At 60.1% G+C, this 21584-nt stretch carries 15 protein-coding genes and 1 tRNA gene; 6 read left to right on the forward strand and 10 right to left on the reverse strand.

What is annotated here, in order from left to right; translation table 11 throughout:
• Positions 1–114 precede the first annotated feature (114 nt).
• The 6 genes from BN3002_RS05245 (at position 115) to hrpB (ending at position 9220) form a co-directional block, all read left to right on the forward strand.
• The gene (locus BN3002_RS05245) at positions 115–1857 is read left to right on the forward strand and encodes a pyruvate dehydrogenase (RefSeq protein ID WP_058236995.1); all 1743 of its coding nucleotides are present in this window, start codon (positions 115–117) and stop codon (positions 1855–1857) included.
• A 264-nt stretch (positions 1858–2121) separates the two neighbouring features.
• Positions 2122–4218 carry a formate C-acetyltransferase gene (gene pflB, locus BN3002_RS05250; RefSeq protein WP_058236996.1) on the forward strand — a complete coding sequence of 699 codons (2097 nt, stop codon included), beginning with the start codon at positions 2122–2124 and terminating at the stop codon, positions 4216–4218.
• 56 nt (positions 4219–4274) lie between these two features.
• Positions 4275–4526: an autonomous glycyl radical cofactor GrcA2 gene (gene grcA2 / locus BN3002_RS05255; RefSeq protein ID WP_058236997.1), complete on the forward strand. Its 252-nt coding sequence runs from the start codon at positions 4275–4277 to the stop codon at positions 4524–4526.
• Between the two features lie 148 nt (positions 4527–4674).
• Positions 4675–5556 (forward strand): pyruvate formate-lyase-activating protein, encoded by an 882-nt coding sequence (pflA, locus tag BN3002_RS05260; RefSeq protein ID WP_058236998.1) that lies wholly within the window; start codon positions 4675–4677, stop codon positions 5554–5556.
• Positions 5557–5679: 123 nt separating this feature from the next.
• Positions 5680–6576, forward strand: a complete 897-nt coding sequence (locus BN3002_RS05265; protein ID WP_058237823.1) for an aldose-1-epimerase — start codon at positions 5680–5682, stop codon at positions 6574–6576.
• A complete protein-coding gene (gene hrpB / locus BN3002_RS05270; RefSeq protein ID WP_058236999.1) occupies positions 6557–9220 on the forward strand; it encodes an ATP-dependent helicase HrpB in 2664 nt (887 codons plus the stop codon). Before BN3002_RS05265 ends, hrpB begins: the two co-directional genes overlap by 20 nt.
• Before the next feature lie 183 nt (positions 9221–9403).
• Here hrpB and BN3002_RS05275 read toward each other — a convergent pair whose 3' ends face one another.
• The 10 genes from BN3002_RS05275 to BN3002_RS05320 form a co-directional block, all read right to left on the reverse strand.
• Positions 9404–11632 (reverse strand): S8 family serine peptidase, encoded by a 2229-nt coding sequence (locus BN3002_RS05275; RefSeq protein ID WP_157843508.1) that lies wholly within the window; start codon positions 11630–11632, stop codon positions 9404–9406.
• Positions 11633–11871: 239 nt separating this feature from the next.
• Positions 11872–12711 carry an aldo/keto reductase gene (locus tag BN3002_RS05280; protein ID WP_092648689.1) on the reverse strand — a complete coding sequence of 280 codons (840 nt, stop codon included), beginning with the start codon at positions 12709–12711 and terminating at the stop codon, positions 11872–11874.
• A 100-nt stretch (positions 12712–12811) separates the two neighbouring features.
• Positions 12812–14266, reverse strand: a complete 1455-nt coding sequence (lysA, locus tag BN3002_RS05285) for a diaminopimelate decarboxylase (protein WP_058237001.1) — start codon at positions 14264–14266, stop codon at positions 12812–12814.
• Positions 14267–14311: 45 nt separating this feature from the next.
• Positions 14312–15991 (reverse strand): arginine--tRNA ligase, encoded by a 1680-nt coding sequence (gene argS, locus BN3002_RS05290; protein ID WP_058237002.1) that lies wholly within the window; start codon positions 15989–15991, stop codon positions 14312–14314.
• Positions 15992–16087: 96 nt separating this feature from the next.
• Positions 16088–16160, reverse strand: a tRNA-Arg gene (locus BN3002_RS05295).
• 84 nt (positions 16161–16244) lie between these two features.
• Entirely contained in the window at positions 16245–16922 is a 678-nt protein-coding gene (locus BN3002_RS05300; RefSeq protein ID WP_074026192.1) for a DUF4126 domain-containing protein, read from the reverse strand.
• Positions 16923–16981: 59 nt separating this feature from the next.
• Complete coding sequence (locus tag BN3002_RS05305; protein ID WP_070726404.1) at positions 16982–17746, reverse strand: glycerophosphodiester phosphodiesterase family protein; 765 nt, start codon at positions 17744–17746, stop codon at positions 16982–16984.
• Positions 17737–18837, reverse strand: a complete 1101-nt coding sequence (locus BN3002_RS05310) for a M23 family metallopeptidase (RefSeq protein ID WP_058237004.1) — start codon at positions 18835–18837, stop codon at positions 17737–17739. Before BN3002_RS05310 ends, BN3002_RS05305 begins: the two co-directional genes overlap by 10 nt.
• Before the next feature lie 258 nt (positions 18838–19095).
• The gene (locus BN3002_RS05315) at positions 19096–20145 is read right to left on the reverse strand and encodes a hemolysin family protein (protein WP_058237005.1); all 1050 of its coding nucleotides are present in this window, start codon (positions 20143–20145) and stop codon (positions 19096–19098) included.
• Positions 20142–21479 (reverse strand): hemolysin family protein, encoded by a 1338-nt coding sequence (locus BN3002_RS05320; protein WP_058237006.1) that lies wholly within the window; start codon positions 21477–21479, stop codon positions 20142–20144. Before BN3002_RS05320 ends, BN3002_RS05315 begins: the two co-directional genes overlap by 4 nt.
• Between the last annotated feature and the right edge of the window lie 105 nt (positions 21480–21584).

The raw sequence follows: 21584 nt of genomic DNA on the forward strand, positions 1-21584 counted from the left end.
CCTCGTGAGCGTCATCACGAGGTATATGGCAGCAAGATTGCGTACAGTAAAAGATGCGCCGCATGTATGTGGTGATTCGCAGATCGATCCTCGACGGTTAAGGAAAAAGACGCAATGAACGTCGCAGAACAACTCGTCAGCCAAATGGTGGAAGCTGGAGTACATCGGATCTATGGAATCGTGGGCGATTCGCTCAACCCAATTGTTGATGCGGTGCGCAAAACCGGAGGATCCGCCAGGGGCGGTATCGACTGGGTGCACGTGCGCCACGAGGAGTCGGCCGCGTTCGCCGCTGCCGCTGATGCTCAGGTGTCCGGAAAACTGGCAGTGTGTGCGGGTTCATGCGGCCCGGGAAACCTGCACCTGATCAACGGCCTCTTTGATGCGCAGCGTTCCGGCGCGCCTGTCCTGGCTATCGCCTCACACATTCCCAGCGTGCAGATCGGACAGTCTTACTTCCAGGAGACCCACCCCGACCGGCTTTTTGTGGAGTGCTCGTCGTACTGCGAAATGGTTTCCACCGCTCAACAGGCTCCGCGCGTCATGAACGCTGCGATCCGTCACGCGATTGGCACTCAGGGTGTCGCAGTGGTGACGATTCCCGGTGACGTGTCTGACCAGAAGGCGCAGGCTCCCACACCCCAGTTCGTTCCGGCTCGCCGTCCGATTCTGCACCCCAACCCCGATGATGTTGCTCAGCTTGCCACCATGCTCAACAAAGCCAAGAAGGTCGCGATTTTCGCGGGTATCGGTGTGGCGGGCGCACATGATGAGGTCATTGCACTGGCAGACGCACTGCAGGCACCAATCGGGCATACCCTGCGCGGGAAAGACTTCATTCAGTACGACAACCCCTTCGATGTCGGCATGACCGGCCTGCTGGGATACGGCGCAGCTGCAGAAGGCATGAACGATGCGGATGTCCTGCTGCTGCTTGGAACAGACTTCCCGTACAACCAGTTCCTGCCTGACACGCTGACCGTACAGGTCGACAACAGCCCCGAAAAACTCGGACGACGCACCGACGTGTCCCTGCCGATCTGCGCCGATGTCAAGGCATTGATTGACAGCCTCATGCCGCAGCTCAAGGGGCGCCGCTCATCAGCATTCCTGAAGAAGCAGCTCAAGAAGCACGCCAAGATCATGAAGGCACCCGTCGGCTCCTATACGCGCAAGGTCGAGCACATCAAGCCGATTCACCCCGAATACGTCGCACACGTCCTGAACGAGATTGCCGCACGCGACGCGATCTTCACCGCCGACACCGGCATGTGCAACGTGTGGACAGCCCGCTACATCGATCCGCTGGGGTCGCGCCGACTGATCGGCTCCTTCCTGCACGGATCAATGGCGAATGCTCTGCCTCAGGCCATCGGCGCTCAGGAAGCATTCCCGGACCGCCAGGTGATCTCCATTTCAGGCGACGGCGGCCTGTCAATGCTGCTCGGCGAGCTGGTCACAGCCCGCATGCATGACCTGCCCATCACGGTCATCGTGTTCAATAACTCAACGCTGGGCATGGTCAAGCTGGAGATGCTCGTGGACGGAATGCCTGACTTCGGCACCGACGTGCACGACATGCACTATGCAGATGTCGCGTCCGCAATGGGATTCCAGGCTGAACGCGTGGACGATCCTCAGGATGTGCGCAATGCCTTGACGAGGGCGCTCAGCCATCGCGGTCCCTCCCTCGTCGAAGTCATCACCGATCCAAACGCGCTGAGCCTTCCACCTGAAATTACCGGCGAGCAGCTGTTCGGCTTTGCCACGGCCATGTCGAAGATCGTGTTGAACCGCGGTGCCGGCGAAGCAGTGTCAATGGCAACGTCAAATATGCGCAACATTCCACGCTTCTGATCCGGCGCGGACAGGACTCCCTCGTCGCTTACTGCATAATGCGACATTCGTCATGGGACTTTTGTCCCATTGCTCAGAATGCCGTCAGCATAACCACGCGCAGTGAGACGTAGTCCATAGGTCCTGATTCAGGATCCTCCTAGAAGGCCCAGCGCTTTCGAGAGACAATAAGGTCAGATGTCAAACAGACATACATTGGCTGGCCGCGAACCACGCCACCGAAACCCTTCAGATCGAAGGGACCGGAACCGGAGAAGAGGGATTATGACCACCCAGATGACCGCTCCAACATCCGTCAGCGAAGACCCGTGGGATGGGTTCGAGCGCGGTGCATGGACCGAGCACATCGACGTTCGTGATTTCATTCAGCGCAACTACACGCCATACGAGGGCGACGCCTCCTTCCTTTCTGGCCCTACAGACAAGACACTGCGCCTGTGGGACACACTGGAGAAGAATTACCTGTCCGAGGAGCGCAGGAAGCGCGTACTCGACGTTGACACGGATACACCGGCAGACGTTGACGCGTTCGGCCCCGGATACATCAGCGACGACGACAATGTGATCGTCGGCTTGCAGACCGACTCACCCCTCAAGCGCGCGATGATGCCGTTCGGCGGATGGCGCATGGTGGAAACCGCCATCAAGGAAGCCGGTAAAGAGGTCAACCCTGACGTGAAGAAGATCTTCACTCAGTACCGCAAGACCCACAACGATGCCGTGTTCGATATTTACACACCTCGTATTCGCGCAGCCCGTTCTTCCCACATCATCACCGGCCTGCCGGACGCCTACGGCCGTGGCCGTATCATCGGTGACTATCGCCGCGTCGCTCTGTACGGTGTCGACGCGTTGATCGAAGCCAAGCAGGTTGACAAGGACCGCTACGCTGATCAGCCGTTCTCCGAGCACTGGGCCCGCTACCGTGAAGAACACGCCGAGCAGATCAAGGCTTTGAAGAAACTGAAGAGCATGGCTGCCAGCTATGGCTTCGACATCTCCGGCCCCGCGAAGAACGCGCAGGAAGCTGTGCAGTGGACCTACTTCGCTTACCTCGGGTCCGTGAAGTCTCAGGACGGCGCTGCAATGTCAATCGGCCGCCTGTCCGCATTCTTCGATATCTACTTCGAGCGCGACCTCAAGGCAGGCGTGATCACCGAGCAGGACGCTCAGGAAATCATCGACGCCCTGGTTGTCAAGCTGCGTATCGTGCGTTTCCTGCGCACCGAGGCGTACGATCAGATCTTCTCCGGCGATCCCTACTGGGCAACCTGGTCAGATGCCGGTTTCTCAGAGGACGGTCGCACACTGGTCACCAAGACGTCTTTCCGTCTGCTGCAGACACTGCGCAACCTGGGACCGGCTCCCGAGCCAAACATCACGATCTTCTGGGATGAGAACCTGCCCGCAGGTTACAAGGAATTCTGTGCCTCGATCTCGATTGAGACGTCCTCCATCCAGTACGAATCCGATGAGCAGATCCGCGCTCACTGGGGCGACGATGCAGCGATCGCATGCTGTGTGTCTCCGATGCGCGTGGGCAAGCAGATGCAGTTCTTCGGCGCGCGCGTCAACGCCGCCAAGGCTCTGCTGTACGCCATCAACGGTGGTCGCGATGAGATGACCGGCAAGCAGATCGTTGACGAGTACGAGCCCATCAAGGGTGACGGCCCGCTGGACTTCGATGAGGTCTGGGCCAAGTACGAGGACATGCTGGACTGGGTTGTGGGCACCTACGTTGAGGCCCTCAACATCATCCACTACTGCCACGACCGTTACGCCTACGAAGCGATGGAAATGGCACTGCATGATTCGGATATCGTGCGCACCATGGGCTGCGGTATCGCCGGCCTGTCCATCGTGGCCGACTCCCTGGCTGCCATCAAGTACGCCAAGGTCGTCCCCGTGCGTGATGAGACCGGCCTGGTTGTGGACTACGAGGTCGAAGGTGACTTCCCGACCTACGGCAACGACGATGATCGTGCAGACGAAATCGCCGCCACCGTTGTTCACACCATCATGGACAAGATCCGTCAGATCCCCCTGTACCGTGATGCCATCCCGACTCAGTCGGTGCTGACCATTACCTCGAACGTGGTTTACGGCCGCGCAACCGGCGCGTTCCCCTGCGGACACAAGGCCGGCACACCTTTCGCGCCGGGCGCCAACCCGCAGAACGGTGTGGACACGCACGGCATGGTCGCATCCATGTTGTCGGTCGGTAAACTGGACTACAACGATGCCCTTGACGGCATTTCGTTGACCAACACGATCACGCCATCAGGTCTGGGTCGGAACAAGGGCGAGCAGGTCACGAACCTGGTCGGCATCCTCGATTCCGGCTTCATTCCTGAAGACTGATTGAGACGACGAACAGTTCTTTTGAGATACTAGAAACAACCTGAGAAGGAGAGATCATGGCAACGAAGACGTTTGATGAGCGCCTGGCCGACATGAAGGACAAGCGTGAGGAGAACGGCGGCATCAAGGGGCTGTACCACGCCAACATTAATGTGCTGGACCGTTCCACCCTGGAAGATGCGATCGACCATCCTGAGAAATACCCGAACCTGACGGTGCGTGTGTCCGGCTACGCAGTGAACTTCGTGAAGCTCACCCGCGAGCAGCAGCTGGATGTTCTGTCCCGTACGTTCCACCACTCAGCCTGATCCCCGCAGGTACGAGGGCGTCCTCGGCACTGCGCGATGACACCGCAATGCGAAGATCAGAAAACTGAAACGTGCCGCTTGGTTGCCTGCCGATCGATTCAACGATGGCAGGCAGCCAAGCGCTTTTTATGGCAGGAGGTGCATATACATGACGACACAGTCACAGCCAGTGGCTATTGAGCTGCTCGGCGACCAGGATTTTCAGCCGCCAGCTAATCGGATGGCCGGGGCGGGCACAGCCGGCCTGCAGGAGCTGACCGACCTTGAGCGAACAGATCGTCTGCGCCGTATGCGCGAAGGAACACTCGGGTCGATTCACTCGTGGGAACTCGTGACCGCGGTGGACGGACCTGGTACCCGCATGACGATTTTTCTCAACGGGTGCCCGCTGCGCTGCCTGTACTGCCACAACCCTGACACTCTGAATATGCGCGACGGCCAGCCCATCGAGTCCGATGAACTGTTGCGCCGCATTAAGCGCTATCGCAGAATCTTCCGTACCACCGGCGGCGGAATCACGCTGTCGGGCGGCGAAGCACTGATGCAGCCTGCTTTTACTGCACGCATCCTGCGCGGCGCCCGTGAAATGGGTATTCACACGGCGCTGGACACTTCCGGCTTCCTGGGTGCGATGGCAACCGATGAAATGATCGAGGACACGAACCTGGTGCTGCTCGACGTGAAGTCCGGTGATCCTGATACCTACCGAAAGGTCACTGGCCGCGACCTGCAACCCACCATCAGTTTCGGAGATCGCCTGGCTCAGCACGGCACCGAAGTATGGGTACGTTTCGTCCTGGTGCCGGGTTTGACCGACGATCCGGACAACATCGACCGAGTGGGACAGATCGTCGAAAAGTGGCCGAACGTGTCCCGTCTGGAAGTCCTTCCGTTCCACCAGATGGCGATTGACAAGTGGAAGAACCTGGGGATGACGTACACGCTGGAGGACGTCAAGCCCCCGAGTGTGGAGCACGTGGATAAGGTGCGCGAGCAGCTGCGCCGCTTCGATATTGCAGCGGTGATGTAGCAGTGCCTCGCGCCACCCTTGGCGTGGGTTCCGTCACCCTCGCTCGGGGTGTCAGCGCAGCGGCCTCGAGCCACTACACTGGAAGAAATCTATGACGATTGCCAGCACAGATGGGTGGGAACGATGACACGCACACTTTCCGGACACGATATTGCTCTGCGCGCAGGCGCATACACCGCTCACGTGGTGTCGGTGGGAGCGGCTCTTGCTTCCCTGACGTTCAACGGCCGCGATGTCACGCTTCCGTTCGACCCGAACGTTTTGACGAAGGGCTACTTCGGCAAGACGCTGGCACCGTGGCCCAACCGCATCACCGAGGCGACGTACACGTGGAACGGTGAGCGCATGGACGTGCCGCGAAACGAAATCGAAACCGGGGCAGCTCTGCATGGGCTGGTGTCCTGGACCGACTGGACCGTCGTACACTCCGATTCTGATTCAGCGACCATGAGCACATTCCTGCCGCCGCAATACGGCTACCCCTTCGCCCTCGACCTGTCGGTGACGTACGCACTGAGCGCGGAGCGCGGCCTGAGCATCACGATCTACGCGAAGAATGTGGGCAGCGAACCTGCCCCCTATGGTTGCTCACACCACCCCTACATCACGATCGGTCAGCAGTCGATCGACGCGATGACGCTGACGGTTCCGGCCGGCAAGGTTTTCGATGTCGATAAGCGTTTGGCACCCGTCGAGCTGAAGGATGTGGAAGATCTGGATCTGGATTTCCGCTCCGGGCGGCTCATCGGCAGCCAGTCGGTCGATCACGCGTTCACCGAATTGCCCGACGGCACGTGGCAAGTCAGCCTGTGTGACGAGGGTGGCTCATCCGTGTCGGTCACCTCTGACGCGCCGTGGGTTCAGGTGTACTCCGGTGATCAGCAGGGACGTATCGCCACCGCTGTTGAGCCGATGACTTGCCCGCCTGATGCGTTCAATTCCGGGATCGACCTGATCGTGCTGGAACCGGGCGAGGACTACTCGATGACGTTCATGATCAGTGCTGACTTCGTCGAGTGAGCACACTGACACTGTGACGGATCCGGGGTTGAGTGCCAGCGAGCCCCGGCGATCGCTGTTTGATCTGATCACACATCCACCGGACCTGCCTATCGTGTCAGTCCTCGATCAGGTGACGCGCGCCGCGCACCCGGGGACGTTTGCCGTCGTGTCAGCCACCACCGGGTCCGGTAAGACGACGCTCATTGCGCCCGCTGTCGCAGCGCGCGTCAGCGGCACGGTGGTCTGCACGCAGCCGCGACGTATGGCTGCGCGCGCTTCCGCCCGACGAATTGCCTCCCTGCTGGGTGAGCGTGTGGGGGAAACGGTCGGGTTCACGGTGCGCGGCGAGCGCGCCGTCGGCCCGCACACGCGTATCGAGATGGTCACCCCTGGCGTGTTGGTGCGCCGCCTCCAGACTCATCCGGATTTGCCGGGAGTGAGTGCCGTAATTCTGGACGAGTTCCATGAGCGTGCGCTCGACTCTGATCTGGCCCTGGCGTTCCTGCTCGATGTACGGCAGACACTGCGTGAGGATCTGACGATCTTCCTCACCTCGGCAACGCTGGATATGGCGCCGACACTGACTTTCGTCCGCACCCACGCCTGCGAGTGCGAGGGTGCAGATGTCATGACGATTGAGGCGCCGGGCGTGCTGTTTCCACTGGAACAGTCGTGGGCGCCTGCCGCACCGAGCGTTTCTGCTCTCGCACCTGTCGGTGGCAGTGGTCGAGTGGGAGTAAGTCGAGAGTTCCTAGCTCACATGGGTCGCGTTGTCGATGAGACTGTGCAGCGCACCAGCGCAGATGTCCTGGTCTTTGTGCCAGGTGCACGCGAGATCCGCATGCTGATTGATGAGTTGCGTGCGCGTCTGCGAGGCGACGTGGAGATAGTGCCTCTGTTGTCTGCTCTGTCAGCGGCCGAGCAGGACCGTATCCTGACACCTGTGCCTGAGGGCTGCGAGCGACGGCGACGCGTCATCGTGTCCACGTCGATCGCTGAATCGTCACTGACTGTTCCCGGAGTGCGCGTCGTTGTTGATTCTGCGCTGGCTCGCCACCCGTCCATCGACCCGGCACGCGGTGTCACCACCCTGGTCACAGTGCCAGCGTCACGAGCTGAGATGGTCCAGCGTTCAGGGCGTGCAGCCAGGCTCGGCCCTGGTTGGGCGGTGCGGTGCTGCGCGGAAAATGAGTGGGCGCGCCGCCGGCAGACCCCGGCCCCGGAAATCGTGGAGTCTGATCTGACTGATGCACTGTTGCAGTGCGCGGTGTGGGGCGTGCGCGACTTTGCTGACTTGCCGTTGATGGATCAGCCCCCCTCGGGCAATGTCCAGGCTGCTCGCGAGGCGCTGGTCGCTATCGGGGCGCTCGACACTGAGGGCGCGCCCACACCTCATGGCGAGATGATTGCGCGACTGCCGGTCGCACCCTCGCTTGCTCACGCACTGGCAGCCTGCGCGCCGGTCATCGGGGTGGAGGCCGCGTGTGAGTGTGTTGCGATCATTGATGAGCAGATTCGCTGTGACAACGCCGATCTTGCTGCCAGCGTGCGCCGTCTGCGCCACTCCTCGCACGCCGAGTGGTCGCATATACGCGACCAGTCGGCGCGACTGACACGCCTCATGGGTCGATACGCTGCCGACATGTCGCGCCACGCCCCTGCAGACCAGCTCAGCCGTGATGACCAGCTTGCCCTCGTCGCGGCCACCGCTCACCCGCAGTGGATCATGCGTAGGCGCCGCGATTCTCCCTTGTCCTACCAGTCGGTGTCCGGTCTGGGAGCGTCCCTGCCCGCCACCAGTCCCCTCGCCGGACAGCAGTGGCTGGCGGTGAGCGATATGACACGGCCGTCAGGCAGTTCAACCGCGCTGATCCGGGCGGCGCTCCCCCTCAGCGAGGATGATGCGCTGGGGTGTGCGGGCGCCCTTGTCCATGAGGACACGCGCGCCTGGTATGATCCGGCAGCACAGCGATTTCGCGGCGAACAGGCCACCATGCTGGGTGCTATTCGACTCGCGTCACGGTCACTCAGGACGCTGCCGCCGCAGACTGTTCAAGATCTCATGGAGCAGGTCTTGAATGAGCACGGAATGTCAGCGCTGACGTGGACACCGACCGCCGTGCAGTTGCGTGCCCGCATGGCAGCGCTTCACGAGACTGTCACAGATCCGTGGCCGGATGTGTCGGATGCAGCATTGGCCTCGAGTTTTCCGCAGTGGGGAGCTGAGGATTTACCTGCCTTGGCTTCGGGAAAACCACTGACCAGCATCGATACGATGCGACTGTTGCGTTCGCTGTTGCCCTGGCCTCAGGCTGCGCGACTGGATGAACTGACTCCGCCCGATATTGAGATTCCAACGGGAGCACGTCGGCGCATTGAGTGGACTGAGAACGGGCCGACGCTCACGCTGCGAGTCCAGGAAGCATTCGGGTGGACGTCTACGCCCAGATTCGTCGACGGCCGAGTTCCGCTGATTATTCGCCTAACCGATCCGGCCGGTCGTCCGGTGGCGATCACTTCCGATCTTGCGTCGTTTTGGGCTGGTCCCTACCAACAGGTTCGCTCCGAGCTTCGCGGCCGGTACACGAAGCATGCCTGGCCTGAAGACCCCCTGTCGGCTACTCCCAGCTCGCGCGCAAAGGGACGAGGGCGATCCCGCTGAGAGTGTTGAACGGCGGTTGTTGAACGCCGAGGGTTCGCCGGGGCGGCTCAAAGAGCGAAGGATTCCCGCCGGCGCTGCCTGTGGTGGCCTGGACAGACAACGTGGCGCCCACACCACACGGTGCAGGCGCCACGTTTGAGTGCGACATCGGCTGCGGTTACACCCGGTGCCATCTTCACTAAATCAGAAACGCGTCATGCGCCGCGAAGCTGTCAACGCTCCAGCCCCAGCAAGCGCAAGACCGGCCAGTGCCATCGCGGGCACCGATGCGCCGGTACGGGCAACGCTGGGCTTTGCACTGTATGCAGCTGGCTGCTTATTTTGCTCGTCGTGCTTGCGGGTCGTGTCCAGAGTTCCCTGAACAGCCACCGTCACATCGTCATCAGCACGCGCATCGTTATTACGTCCCCACGCGTCGACTGCAACATTCAGCTTCCTGTCCGCAGTGAATGCCTGAGCGACTTTCAACTCAGCTTCCAGAAAGGCAACTTGCGAGTCGAAGGCGCCAGTCCCGTCAAGGGTGGCCACGGACCGACCGTTGACTCGCAAAGCAGCTTTCGTGTAGGGCCCGGCCACTGCTGCACGAATCCTGACGTACTCACCCTGGGGCGCAACTTTCGCATCCGCAATGGCCTTCCACGACTGGCTCTCAGAGTCCCAGTACTCCACTCCCGCAACCGTCGGCTGAGGCTGATTCACTGTGACAGCTGCCAGTGCGTCCACCAGACCGGTGCCGCGGTATTCCTTGCCGTCTGGCGCCTCTGCGTTGTTCGGGTCGGCCAAGACCTTGTAGCGCCCACCTGCCTGTTCACGCAGAAGGTTTGCTGCCTGGTCAGCACTCAGTGTCGGGTTAACGGACCGCAAAAGTGCTGCAACGCCTGCGGCATGTGGCGACGCCATAGATGTACCGCTCTTCGATGCGTACAGTGCAGTCTCATCCCTCCAGTCGAAACCAAGTGGAATCGTTGAAAAGATTCTCGATCCAGGTGCGGCGACATCAATAGCATTCGCGCCGTAGTTCGAGAAGTATGAGCGAATGAAGGGTCCGTCAAGCGGATCTGAACCCTCTGGCTTTGCCACCGAAGAGACCACGACCACTCCGGAAAGATCGCTGGGAAGGTCCACGCCTCCCACTGACGAGCGGTTCTCAATTGCAGCTCCAGCCACATCATTCGGGCTGCCACTGTCTGTCGTCGCGTTGTCAATGTCGCGATCGTCATTGCCGGCAGCCGAGATGTTGAGCACGTCGTGGTCGTGGGAGTAAGCAACCGCGCGAGTCACGGCCTCCAGGCCTGCAGCCTGGTTTTCTTCAGTGGGAAGCCAGTGTTCCCACGGATCGGTGAAGTATGAATTATTGGTCACCGCGATGTCGTGTTCTGCAGCCCAGATGAAGCTGCAGGTAACGTATTCGGGGTAGAACAGACCATCAGCGTTTCCTGCCTTAATCGCGGCAAGTTTCGCATGCGGTGCTACACCGTCAACGCCGATCCCATTGTGCGCTGCAGCAATCGTTCCGGCGACGTGTGTCCCGTGATCAGATCCAGATGTCGGGGAGGGCTGCCATGCCTCAAACGAGGTGTCAGGAATACCATTGTGAGAGCATCCAACGGATTTGCTGTGATCGATCTGGTCCTTGAGGTCTTCGTGAGTTCCATCGATACCGGAGTCGATGACACCAACCGTGACCGGCTCAAGCATGACATCGACGGCCGCTGCCTGGTCGGCACGGACAGCCTTCAGACCCCACGCTTTTTCGGATTGAGGATCGGGTGTGTACTCCTGGTCCAGTTCACTGTTCTTTTCAAGCTGGCTGCGACCCGTCATCCTCGTCGATGTGCCTGGCTGCCCTGACGGGGCTGAGTCTTGAGCCGCTTCCACGACAATCTCGTCACCTTTAACCTTGGCGTAGCGGGTGGGTCCGACGTTCGTCAACGGCACCTTCTTGTCGGCCAGTGTTGTGCGCACGTGCTCCGCAAAGTTTCTGTCAGCTGTCTGAGCAAAGAATGAATCGATCTGCGGGTACTGCTGCAGGATCACGGCACCCGTCTCACGCACGGCCGCCACGGCAGAGTTAAACTGATCTGAACTGACGCCGCGCTTGAGGTTAATCGCAAAATTCTGGACGTAGGGAACACCTGGCTCAGGATCGCTCGCATCGTTCGCCTGGGGGGTTCCCTCGTCTGCCGCCCTGTCTGTTGCGGCCGGCTGGTTCGCCGCTACTGGCTGTCCTGACTGGGCGCCATCAGGTGACTGAGGGGCATCTCCAGATTGAGCAACTTCCACATCTACACCGTCGTCAGCTGGTGTTCCAGGCTGGGCACTCCCCACTCCCGTGACGACGCCAGCGCTGGCCACGCCAAGAGCAACCGTCACTGCTGTCAGCCGGGCAGCCCGCGTTACATTACGCTGCACACGCATTCTTGACCTCACTTTTACCATGTTGAAAGAAATCTGAGAGTTTAACTTCAGATAAACCGCAGGTTAAGTCAGATGCATTCAAGAAAGGCGCAAGGTTTCACATTCTGATTAGTTTGTCCACAACGTGATCACACACTACAGGTGTCAATATCTTCTGGTCTAAACTACGCCTGAACTGCCGCGACACACAACAACCCCTACGCAACACGCAGTTCTGCCAGTTTAAACGCTCTTTACTCAAATTCGTCCGGATGCGCCCCGATTCGGCCGCTTTCACTGTGGAGGGCATCGATCGCCTCCAAGTCAGTTTCCGGCAGGCTCACACCAGCTGCAGCCAGGTTTTCCTCCATGCGCTCAGGCGACGTGGTCTTGGGAATGACCACGCGACCACGTTGCATATGCCACGCCAGAACAGCCTGCGCCGCGGTGACACCGGCACGCTCAGCGATGTCGAGGATCACCGGGTCCTCGAGGTCGCGCGCCTGGCCCAACGGTGAGTACGCTTCGATGACCATTCCCCGGTTACGAGCATCGGACAATACGTCAGGCTGCGAGAAAGACGGATGAACTTCGGTTTGTAAGATCACCGGTGTCACGCCCGTCTCGTCGCGTAGACGGTCGAGGTGATGAGGCAGAAAGTTGGAGACGCCCAGCGCGCGCACGGCTCCCGTGTTGAGCATGCGGATCATGGAACGCCACGTTTCGACAAAAAGATCTTTCGAGGGAACCGGCCAGTGAATCAGATACAGGTCGATGACATCGAGACCAAGCGCACGTCGGGAATTATCCAGCGCCTCAATGGCTCGGTCAGCACCGTGATCGCTATTTTGCAACTTCGTCGTCACGAAAATATCGGAACGCTCCAGACCTGAACGTCGAATCGCCTTACCAACGCCGGCTTCATTGTGATATCCAGCGGCAGTGTCGATGTGCCGATATCCCGCCTCAATCGCCTGTTCGACCCGTTCTGCAGTTTCCTCAGGCGGTATTTGGTAGGTACCAAAACCAACTTGCGGGATGGTCATTCCCTGTTTCAACACAATGTCATTCACGTGAGAGGTCGAATCAGCCATGCATCGACCATAACGCACTGCGCCGCTGGTGCAAGTGGCATTGACGTAATAGGGCGCACAGCTGCCAGTGATCCTGAAGCTTCACCCAGCTTCACGCAGGTCAGGCGAGGCCCACGTCGCAGGCCAGTAGATCTTCCACGCTTTGGGAACGCACGATAACCTCAGCATTCCCGTCGCGCACGGCCACAACGCCTGGCCGCGGCACCATGTTGTAATTCGACGCCATCGACCAGCCATAGGCTCCCGTCGCCAGCACCACCAGCAGGTCACCGCGATGCAGGTCAGCGGGCAGGTCGACGTCCTTCACGACGATGTCACCGGACTCGCAATGCTTTCCAACCACTCGGCAGCGCACCAGCGGAGCACTAAGCCGCCGATTCGCCAGCGTGACGGAATATTCCGCGTCGTACAGTGCGGGTCGAATATTGTCCGACATTCCCCCGTCGACAGCCACGTAGCGGCGCACCAGATCGTCACTGACCTGCACGTCCTTCACCGCACCCACCGTGTACACGGTGACCGTTGTCGTGCCGATCACGGAGCGTCCTGGCTCCACGCTCACTCGCGGGACTGGTTCGTGATAGCGCTCAGCTTGTGCTCGAACGGTTGTAGCCAATTCACGCGCCACCTGCGCAGGTGTGGGTGGAATCGGGTCGGTTGACGTATAGGCGATGCCCAGTCCCCCACCCAGATCGATGTCATCGACGAGGACACCCAGTTCCTCATGAATCCTGTGGCGGAAAGCCATGACTATCCGTGCGGCGTGGGCAAAAGGCTCAGCCTGAGCGATCTGCGAGCCGATATGGTTATGCAGACCCATCAGCGTCAGGTTCGGAGCATCCAGAATCGCACGGACGACGCTCATCGCATCGTCTCCTGCCACCGATAGACCAAATTTCTGGTCTTCGTGGCTGGTTTGAATCATCTCGTTGCCACCTGCATGGATGCCGGTCTTCACTCGAACCATGACACGCGCTGTCACGCCGCTCTCGGCCGCAATGCGTTGAATCTGATCCACTTCACCAGGTGAGTCCACGAAGATGCGGGCAATGCCTCGGCCGTTACCAGCAGTGAGCGCCACACGGATTTCCTCGTCCGACTTATTGTTCCCATGCAGGCCGATCCGCTCGGGGTCCACGCCGCTGCGCAGCGCACTGGTCAACTCCCCGAAGGTGGAGGTGTCGATGCCCATGCCACGTTCAGTGGCGGTGCGGGCCACGTGGGAGCACATGAAAGCTTTGGCGGCATAGAATGCGTCGCCACCGTTCATGCCGTATCCGTCCCAGAATTCCTCGGTCATGGTGGACGCCCACATACGAGCGCGAGCCTGAAGGTCGCGGTCATCCAGAACAAAAAGCGGCGTGCCGAACTCTTCGGCCATCTCCGTCAGCGCGCACCCACCGATTTCGATGACACCATCATCTGTGCGGCGAGCTGACCACGGCCACATGTCCGCACGCTCGGAAGGCTCGGGACAGACGAGGGTATCAACGGTTGCTTTTGCTGGCACGCTGGGGATCAGAGTCGGGTCGTCCTGTGCATCATGTGCTGACATCGTGGTCCTCTTTCTCGATTCCTGGCGCTGGACAAGCTGCGTGCACTACATGCGCTCAGGGGCGCTCACTCCCAGCAGTGCCAGTCCGTTACGCAGAACCCGCGTCACCGCATCGTTGAGCCACAGGCGGGCCACGTGGGACTCGGTCACGTCCTCGTCAGCGCGAGGGGTGACGCGGCACTGCCCGTACCATGCGTGGTACGTCGCAGCAAGTTGTTCGAGGTAACGGGCCACACGATGAGGTTCACGCATTGAAGCGGCCTGCGCAACAAGCGCCGGGAATGTGGCAAGCACTCCGAGCAGTTCACTGTCGGCAGGATGGTCCAACGCGGACGGGTCGAATCCGGCGTCTCGGCTGACACCGTGTTCAGCTGCATTACGCGCCACGTTGCAGGTTCTGGCGTGTGCGTACTGCACGTAGTAGACAGGGTTTTCGTTTGTGTGCGAGGACAGCAGGTCCAGGTCGATGTCCACGTTTGAATCCATCGATACGCGCACCAGTGAGTAGCGCGCGGCGTCAACGCCCACAGCATCCACCAGGTCATCAAGGGTGACGATCGTGCCGGCTCGTTTCGACATGCGCACCGGTTGTCCGTCCTTGACCAGGTTGACCATCTGGCCGATCAGGATCTGCATGTTGACACCTGGCTTGTCACCAAATGCTTCGCACATGGCCATCATGCGGCCGATGTAGCCGTGGTGGTCAGCGCCGAGCAGGTAGATTGCTGCGTCTGCTCCGCGGGAGCGCTTATCCAGGTAGTAGGCCACGTCGCCTGCGAAGTAGGCAGCCTGGCCGTCCGACTTGATGAGGACGCGGTCTTTGTCATCACCGTAATCGGTGGTGCGCAGCCAGACGGCGCCATCCTCGTCAAACACTTCGCCGCGTTCGCGCAGGATTTCGATGGCACGTGTGACGGCTCCGGAGGTATGCAGGGAGTCTTCGTGGAAGAACACGTCAAATTCGGCGCGGAAGGCGCGCAGGCGATCCTTGATCTGCGCGAACATCAGGTCAACGCCGCGAGCGCGAAATGCCTCGACAGCCTCTTCATCCGGCAGTGTGGCAGGATCAGGCTCCCCTGCTGCCGCCGCATCGTGACGCACCTGGTCTGCGATGTCCTGAATGTACTGGCCGCCATACCCGTCCTCGGGCGCTTCCTGACCGCGAGCGCGCGCCACCAGTGAGCGGGCGAAACGGTCAATCTGGGAGCCGTGATCGTTGAAATAGTATTCGCGCGTGACTTCTGCGCCGCTCGCGCTGATCAAGCGGGCCAGCGAATCGCCCACGGCCGCCCAGCGTGCGCCACCCAGATGAATCGGGCCGGTCGGGTTGGCCGAGACGTATTCGAGGTTGATATGCGTGCCGGCAAGTGAGTCGTTGCGCCCATATGCTTCGCCTGCTTCCACGATGGTGCGCGCAAGCTCGCCGGCACTGGCTGCGGCCAGTCGGATGTTAATGAATCCCGGACCTGCGATCTCAACGCTGTCGATCCCCTCGTTCTCACGCAGTGCGTCTGCCACGACGGTGGCCAGAGCACGCGGCGCGGTGTGTGCTTTCTTGGCCAGTTGCATCGCAACGTTGGATGCCCAGTCTCCGTGTTCGCGTTGCCGAGGGCGTTCCACGGTCACTGTTTCAGGGATGTCAGCCTCATCCAGGGTGATGGTGCCGGCGTGGGCGGCATCGCGCACAATACGCGTGATCAGTGCAGAAAGTTCTTCAGGCGTCATGGTTCAAGATTAGACGGCATCGGCACCGTGCTTCCACTCGTTACCGCACTGTGGCGCACCCCGCGTTCAATCTCTCATTGAGCGCCTGCCTGTGAGCGCCCCGAACAGGACTCGAACCTGCGACCTTCTGCTCCGGAGGCAGACGCTCTATCCGCTGAGCTATCGGGGCCAACGCCTGTCGATTTTAGCACTTCCGCCTGCAGTGGCGCTCCCCTGCTCACGCGCACAGCCAGTGGAAAGGATCACCCGGCATTTAGTCGCGCGTAGGCCGCCCTCGTGCATCGTTGAAATTGTCGAGGGTGTCCGCGTCGCTGATGATCTCTCGTTCGTGACGACCTGATCGTGGGACGCGCTGTAGGGAGCGGCGCACCGTCACGATCGCCCACGCCATGAATGCGATGACAATGACGACCAGGATCAGAGCAATGATGGGGGCGACCACGGCGAGCAGTGAGATCCCCAGGGACGCCGTGTCCTCGCCTGCGGAGATGAACGGAGTGGCCAGGCCTGCGGTTGCCACATTGGCGATCGGACGCGCGGATGCTTTCGTCAGGTGGACGACCAGCGCGATCACCAGTCCGATGACGATGGGCAGCCAGTTGGACGTGTCGGCAAAAAACGAGTCCGGGTCGTTGGTGGCAACCGTTTGTGCACCCACACCAGAGGCGAAGACAATGCCACCGGATGCCGGCCGAATGAATGTGTGCACGATATCGTTGACTGAATCGAGGGCCGGGATCTTGTCAGCGACGACTTCGACGACTAGAAGGACTGCGAGGATTCCCAGCGACCACCATGATGACAGCCAGTTCCACGCGGGTGGCAGATTCACCCACGACGTGAATTTGTCCAGTACGCCCATGATGAGCAAGGGAATGTACGCGTTCAGGCCGGCAGCACTTGACAGGCCGGTGGCAGTCAGAATCTCCATAGGTTGATTTTCGCACCGCCGGACGTCGCATCGCTACTTCTGTGTGCAGTAAACAAATATCAGAGGCGCGCGAGTTCCAGGGCCATCGTGGGCCGGTCGGTAATAATGCCGTCCACTCCCATTCGCCTGACGTGTTCAATATCCGCGGCAGCGTTCAGTGTCCACACGTGGACAGCCAGGCCATGTCGGTGTGCCGTGGCAATGAAACGCGGCGTGACCACGCGAATCCCTCTAAATGCCAGTGGCACTTGTGCGGCAAGCACTCCCTGGTCAGGTCCAGGAACGTTCCATGTGCGCGCACTTGAGGCGGTCGAAGCTGCGCCCATGAGCCTCGCGATCCCTGACATTCCCAGCGACGTGGAAGCGAAGGGGCGGGCGTGGCGAACGCGGCGCAGACGCGGCTCACTGAACGAGGCAAGGACAACTCGATCCCACGCCTCTGCCTGATCAATGACATGGATCAGCGGGTCGACGACCTCATCAACCTTTGCATCAATGTTCCATCGCGCCAGCGGCAGTTTGCTCAGCACGTCTTCGAGTCGTTCAACCGGCTCACCGTTGGCCGTATCAAGGCTGCGGATCTGGTCGAACGTACGTTGCGCAATAGTGACCGGTTCACCGTGTGTGACCTGTATGGAGGGGTCGTGGTGGACGACAACGACACCGTCCAGCGTCAGGTGCACATCGGTTTCCTGGTGGATCACGCCCGCGTCGATGGCTCCGCGGAAGGCGCGCATCGTATTTTCGGGCCTCTCGTCAGCTCCGCCTCGGTGAGCGATGATGAGTGGTCCTCGCTCATCTGCCCGCTGGGAATTTACTGACATACCTGATCCAGGAAATGTGCCTGATGCTCCGGCATCCACTGCATCGGATCGACCGGCGTGTCATCTGCCGTACGGATTTCAAAGTGCAGGTGCGGCCCTGTGGACCATCCTTCATTGCCCACCGCACCGATCACCTGACCGGCCGTCACGGTGTCGCCTTCCTTCACCAGCACGTCACTGGAACTCTGATGGGCATAAGCCGAGTAGTACACGGTTCCGTCAGGGAGGCGGTGCTCAATACGCACGTAGGATCCTGAGCGGGAGTCCTGGCTGAATTCGACAACCGTGCCGTCAGCAATCGCGTGGATTGGCTCTCCCAGCGTGGACGCCATATCAACGCCTTCATGCATGAGGAGCTGGCCTGAGATGGGTGAGACGCGCATGGAGAACGGTGAGGTCACTTCGTAGCTGCCCTGCTTCAATGGCCACATGACATTGGCAGATTCACGCACCGCACGGTTTCCGTCAGCGGCACCTTCTGCTTGCACACACGGGTCGACGTCCAGTGGCTGGCGTGCTCGTGAACGAGATGCGGCACCGGCGTACGCCTCGAGCGTCCCAGCATGCGTGGTCGTGCTTCCAATCGTCGCCCAGCTGGTCTGAGCAGGCCCGCTGTAGGTGGCTGCGACCGGCTGGTTGGACACATCCTGCGGGCTGAGGAATGCACTCAGCGGGATCGCAATTCCAATAGTGGCGACAGCCAGGACGCTGAGAGCCAGCGGTTTGCGGGTGCGTAGGCGGCTCGACGGCGCATTATTCTGCCTCGTATAGGCTGTCGTGGTGCGTCGCACGCGTCGTGAACGTGTTGGACGAGCGTGGCGATCAGCCCGTTTGGGAAGCGCGGCCAGTCCGACCAGAGCCTCATTTCGCGAGGTGTCAGCCGCTTCGTCGTCGATTGACGAGGGCGACGCGTCCGCATGCAGCGAGCGGCGAGATGGGAAAGGTGAGATCACGCTGAGCGCGTCGATGGACTCAGGGCGTGTGTGCTGGTGGATCGTGCTGCGACGAGGAAACGGGGAGGCGATAGTGTGACCCTGTTCAGGTACCGTGTGTGGCGCATCGATTTGCGGTGTCAATTCCGCAGATCCCATGCCCGTTCCTTCCTGAATTCCACAGATATCGCCCTCGACGCATCGTCTTGTTGATTGCGCCGCATAGCACTGACATCAATATAACCCGCGACAGCTCTGATCACAAAACTATAACGGCCTGTGACCGAGGCTAGCTGATGCACTGCCAGATGGGAAGCCTAATCCGCGTGAGACGCACGGGTCATTCATCACATCAGGTCGCCAGTAGGCACCATCACGCACGTTGCACTCCCCCGCCGAGATCTCTGCCGCACAGTGTCACCCGATCTGTCCGCGCTGCAGGGAATCCCTGACTTCACCGACCAGGTCTTCGAGTATGTCCTCCAAGAACAATACACCGATGACTGCCCCCGATTCCCCCATCACCAGTGCACAGTGTGTCCCCGACTTCTGCATGCGTCGCAGGGCGTCTTCCACTTCGTCATTTTCATGGACGCGATCCATCTTCCGGATCCTCCATGCGGTGATCGGCTCCAGACGCTCCTTTTCAGTATCGGCATAGAGGATGTCCTTGAGGTGAATGTAGCCGATGATTTCGTCGCCGTCTCCAGTCACCGGGAAGCGTGAGAATCCCGTTTGCGCCACGAGGCGCTCGACATCGTGGGGTGTCGCGTCGCGAGGAACCGTGATCAGATCGTCGAGGGCGACCATGTCCGACTTCGCGGTTTCTTCAGAAAACTCGAGTGCTCCGCTGAGCAGTCCCAGGTCGTCCGAGATTGTTCCTTCGCGCTCCGACAGCTTGACGATCGAAGCGACTTCTTCGACGGTGAAGGTCGCGGAAATTTCCGACTGTGGCTCGATTCCGCGGATCTTCAGGAACCAGTTCGCTGCGTTGTCCATTGCATGAATAACACCGTGCAGTACGTGTCCCATCGCGACGAGCGGCGGAGCCAATATCAGCAGCGCGGTGTGCGGCATGGCGATCGAGATGTTCTTCGGCACCATTTCCCCGAACACCACATGTGCGAACAGGACGATCAGGAGGGCCACAACAAACGCGACAACGTGAGCGCTTGCTGACGGCATTCCGATTGCCACCAGCGGGTCGTGAATGAGGTGCGCGATCGCCGGTTCAGCAACGAATCCCAGTGACGTGGAGGCCACCGTAATACCCAGCTGGCAAATCGCCAGCATGAGGGAGACATGTTTGAGCGCGTACATCGCCTGCTTGGCGCCGCGCACGCCTTTGTCACGCAGAGGCTCAATCTGTGATCGCCTGGTCGAGGTGGTGGCGAACTCACCCGCCACGAAGAACGCGTTGATGGCCAACAGCAATATGGTCAGAAAGATGCCAAGTGCGGGGCTCATATCAGCTCATCCTCCTGCTCCTGGTCATCGGTCCGGGGAGGCTCCACTTCAATTTGCGTGACGCGCCGGCCCTGCATCTGCGTGACAGTCAGGCGCACACGATCGACCACCACTGTGTCGCCTGTTTCGGGGACGCGACCAATATTGTCAATGATCAGCCCAGCCAGGGTTTCGTAGCCGCCCTCGTCGGGGACGATAATTCCGAGCCGGTCGGCCAGCTCGTCGGGCCGCAGCCTGCCGGGCACCAGGTATGTGCCGTCAACCTGAGTGCGTATACCGAGACGACGATGATCATGCTCGTCGGATACCTCTCCGACGATTTCTTCCACGACGTCTTCCAGGGTGACGATGCCGGCAACTCCGCCATACTCGTCCACCACAACAGCCATCTGCAGGCCCTCTTCACGCAGGTGAAGCAGCAGCGGAGCTAGAGACATCGTCTCGGGCACTTTCGGGGCGGGGTTGAGCAGAGAGGACGACAGGACGGACACGTCAGAGCGTTTCTCCCACGGCACAGCAACCGCGCGGCGCAATGAGACAAAACCGAGCACGTCATCACTGTCATCACCAATGACGGGGAAACGCGAGTGACCAGTTTCCTTCGACAGTGCCACGACGTCAGCAGCTACCGCGTCGGATCCAAGCGTGCACAGCAGTCCTCGATCGGACATCACGTCCACGGCGGAGAGCTGACCGACTCGAATAGAGTTCGTGAACAAAGATGCGGTGGAGGTGTCCAGTGTTCCTTCTTCTGCACTGTGACGCACGAGGGCGGCCAGTTCGGACGCCGACCGGGCAGAGGAGATCTCTTCCTGGGGTTCAATGCCTATTAGCCGCAAAATCGCGTTCGCTGTGCCGTTGAGCAGGAAGATGATCGGTTTGCAAATCCACGTGAACGCCATCTGGAATGGCACCACCATACCGGCGGTTTTCAGCGGATGCGCCAGAGCAAGGTTCTTGGGCAGCAGCTCACCGAAGAGCATCGAAAATGCATTGATGAGCACGGCTGAGACGAGTACGCCGATTGTTCCAGCAATGGCGCTGGCTAATCCCACGGATATCAGGCCGTCGTTGATCAGTCGGGTCAGAACCGACTGAGTTGTATAGCCCAGCAAAATAGTTGTCAGCGTGATTCCGACCTGGGAACCAGATAGCTGGGTGGACAACGTGCGTGTGGCTTTCAGGACTTGTGCTGCGCGCTTATCGCCTGCTGATGCTCGCCGTTCGACGGATGCCTGGTCAAGTGCAACCAAGGAAAACTCCGAGGACACAAAGATGAAGGTGCCGAATGTCAGCACAACTCCGAGCAGCAAGAAAATGATGTTTAAAACCACGAGGCAACCTCATGTGTGTGCGACTGACTGGGCACACCGCTAGGCATCATTAAAGTGAATGTCAAGGGGCAACTGTCACTGTCCATGATGACCAATAGTGTACAG

Origin of the sequence: Actinomyces ihuae (assembly GCF_001457875.1) — a bacterium.
Classification (GTDB): domain Bacteria; phylum Actinomycetota; class Actinomycetes; order Actinomycetales; family Actinomycetaceae; genus Pauljensenia; species Pauljensenia radingae_A.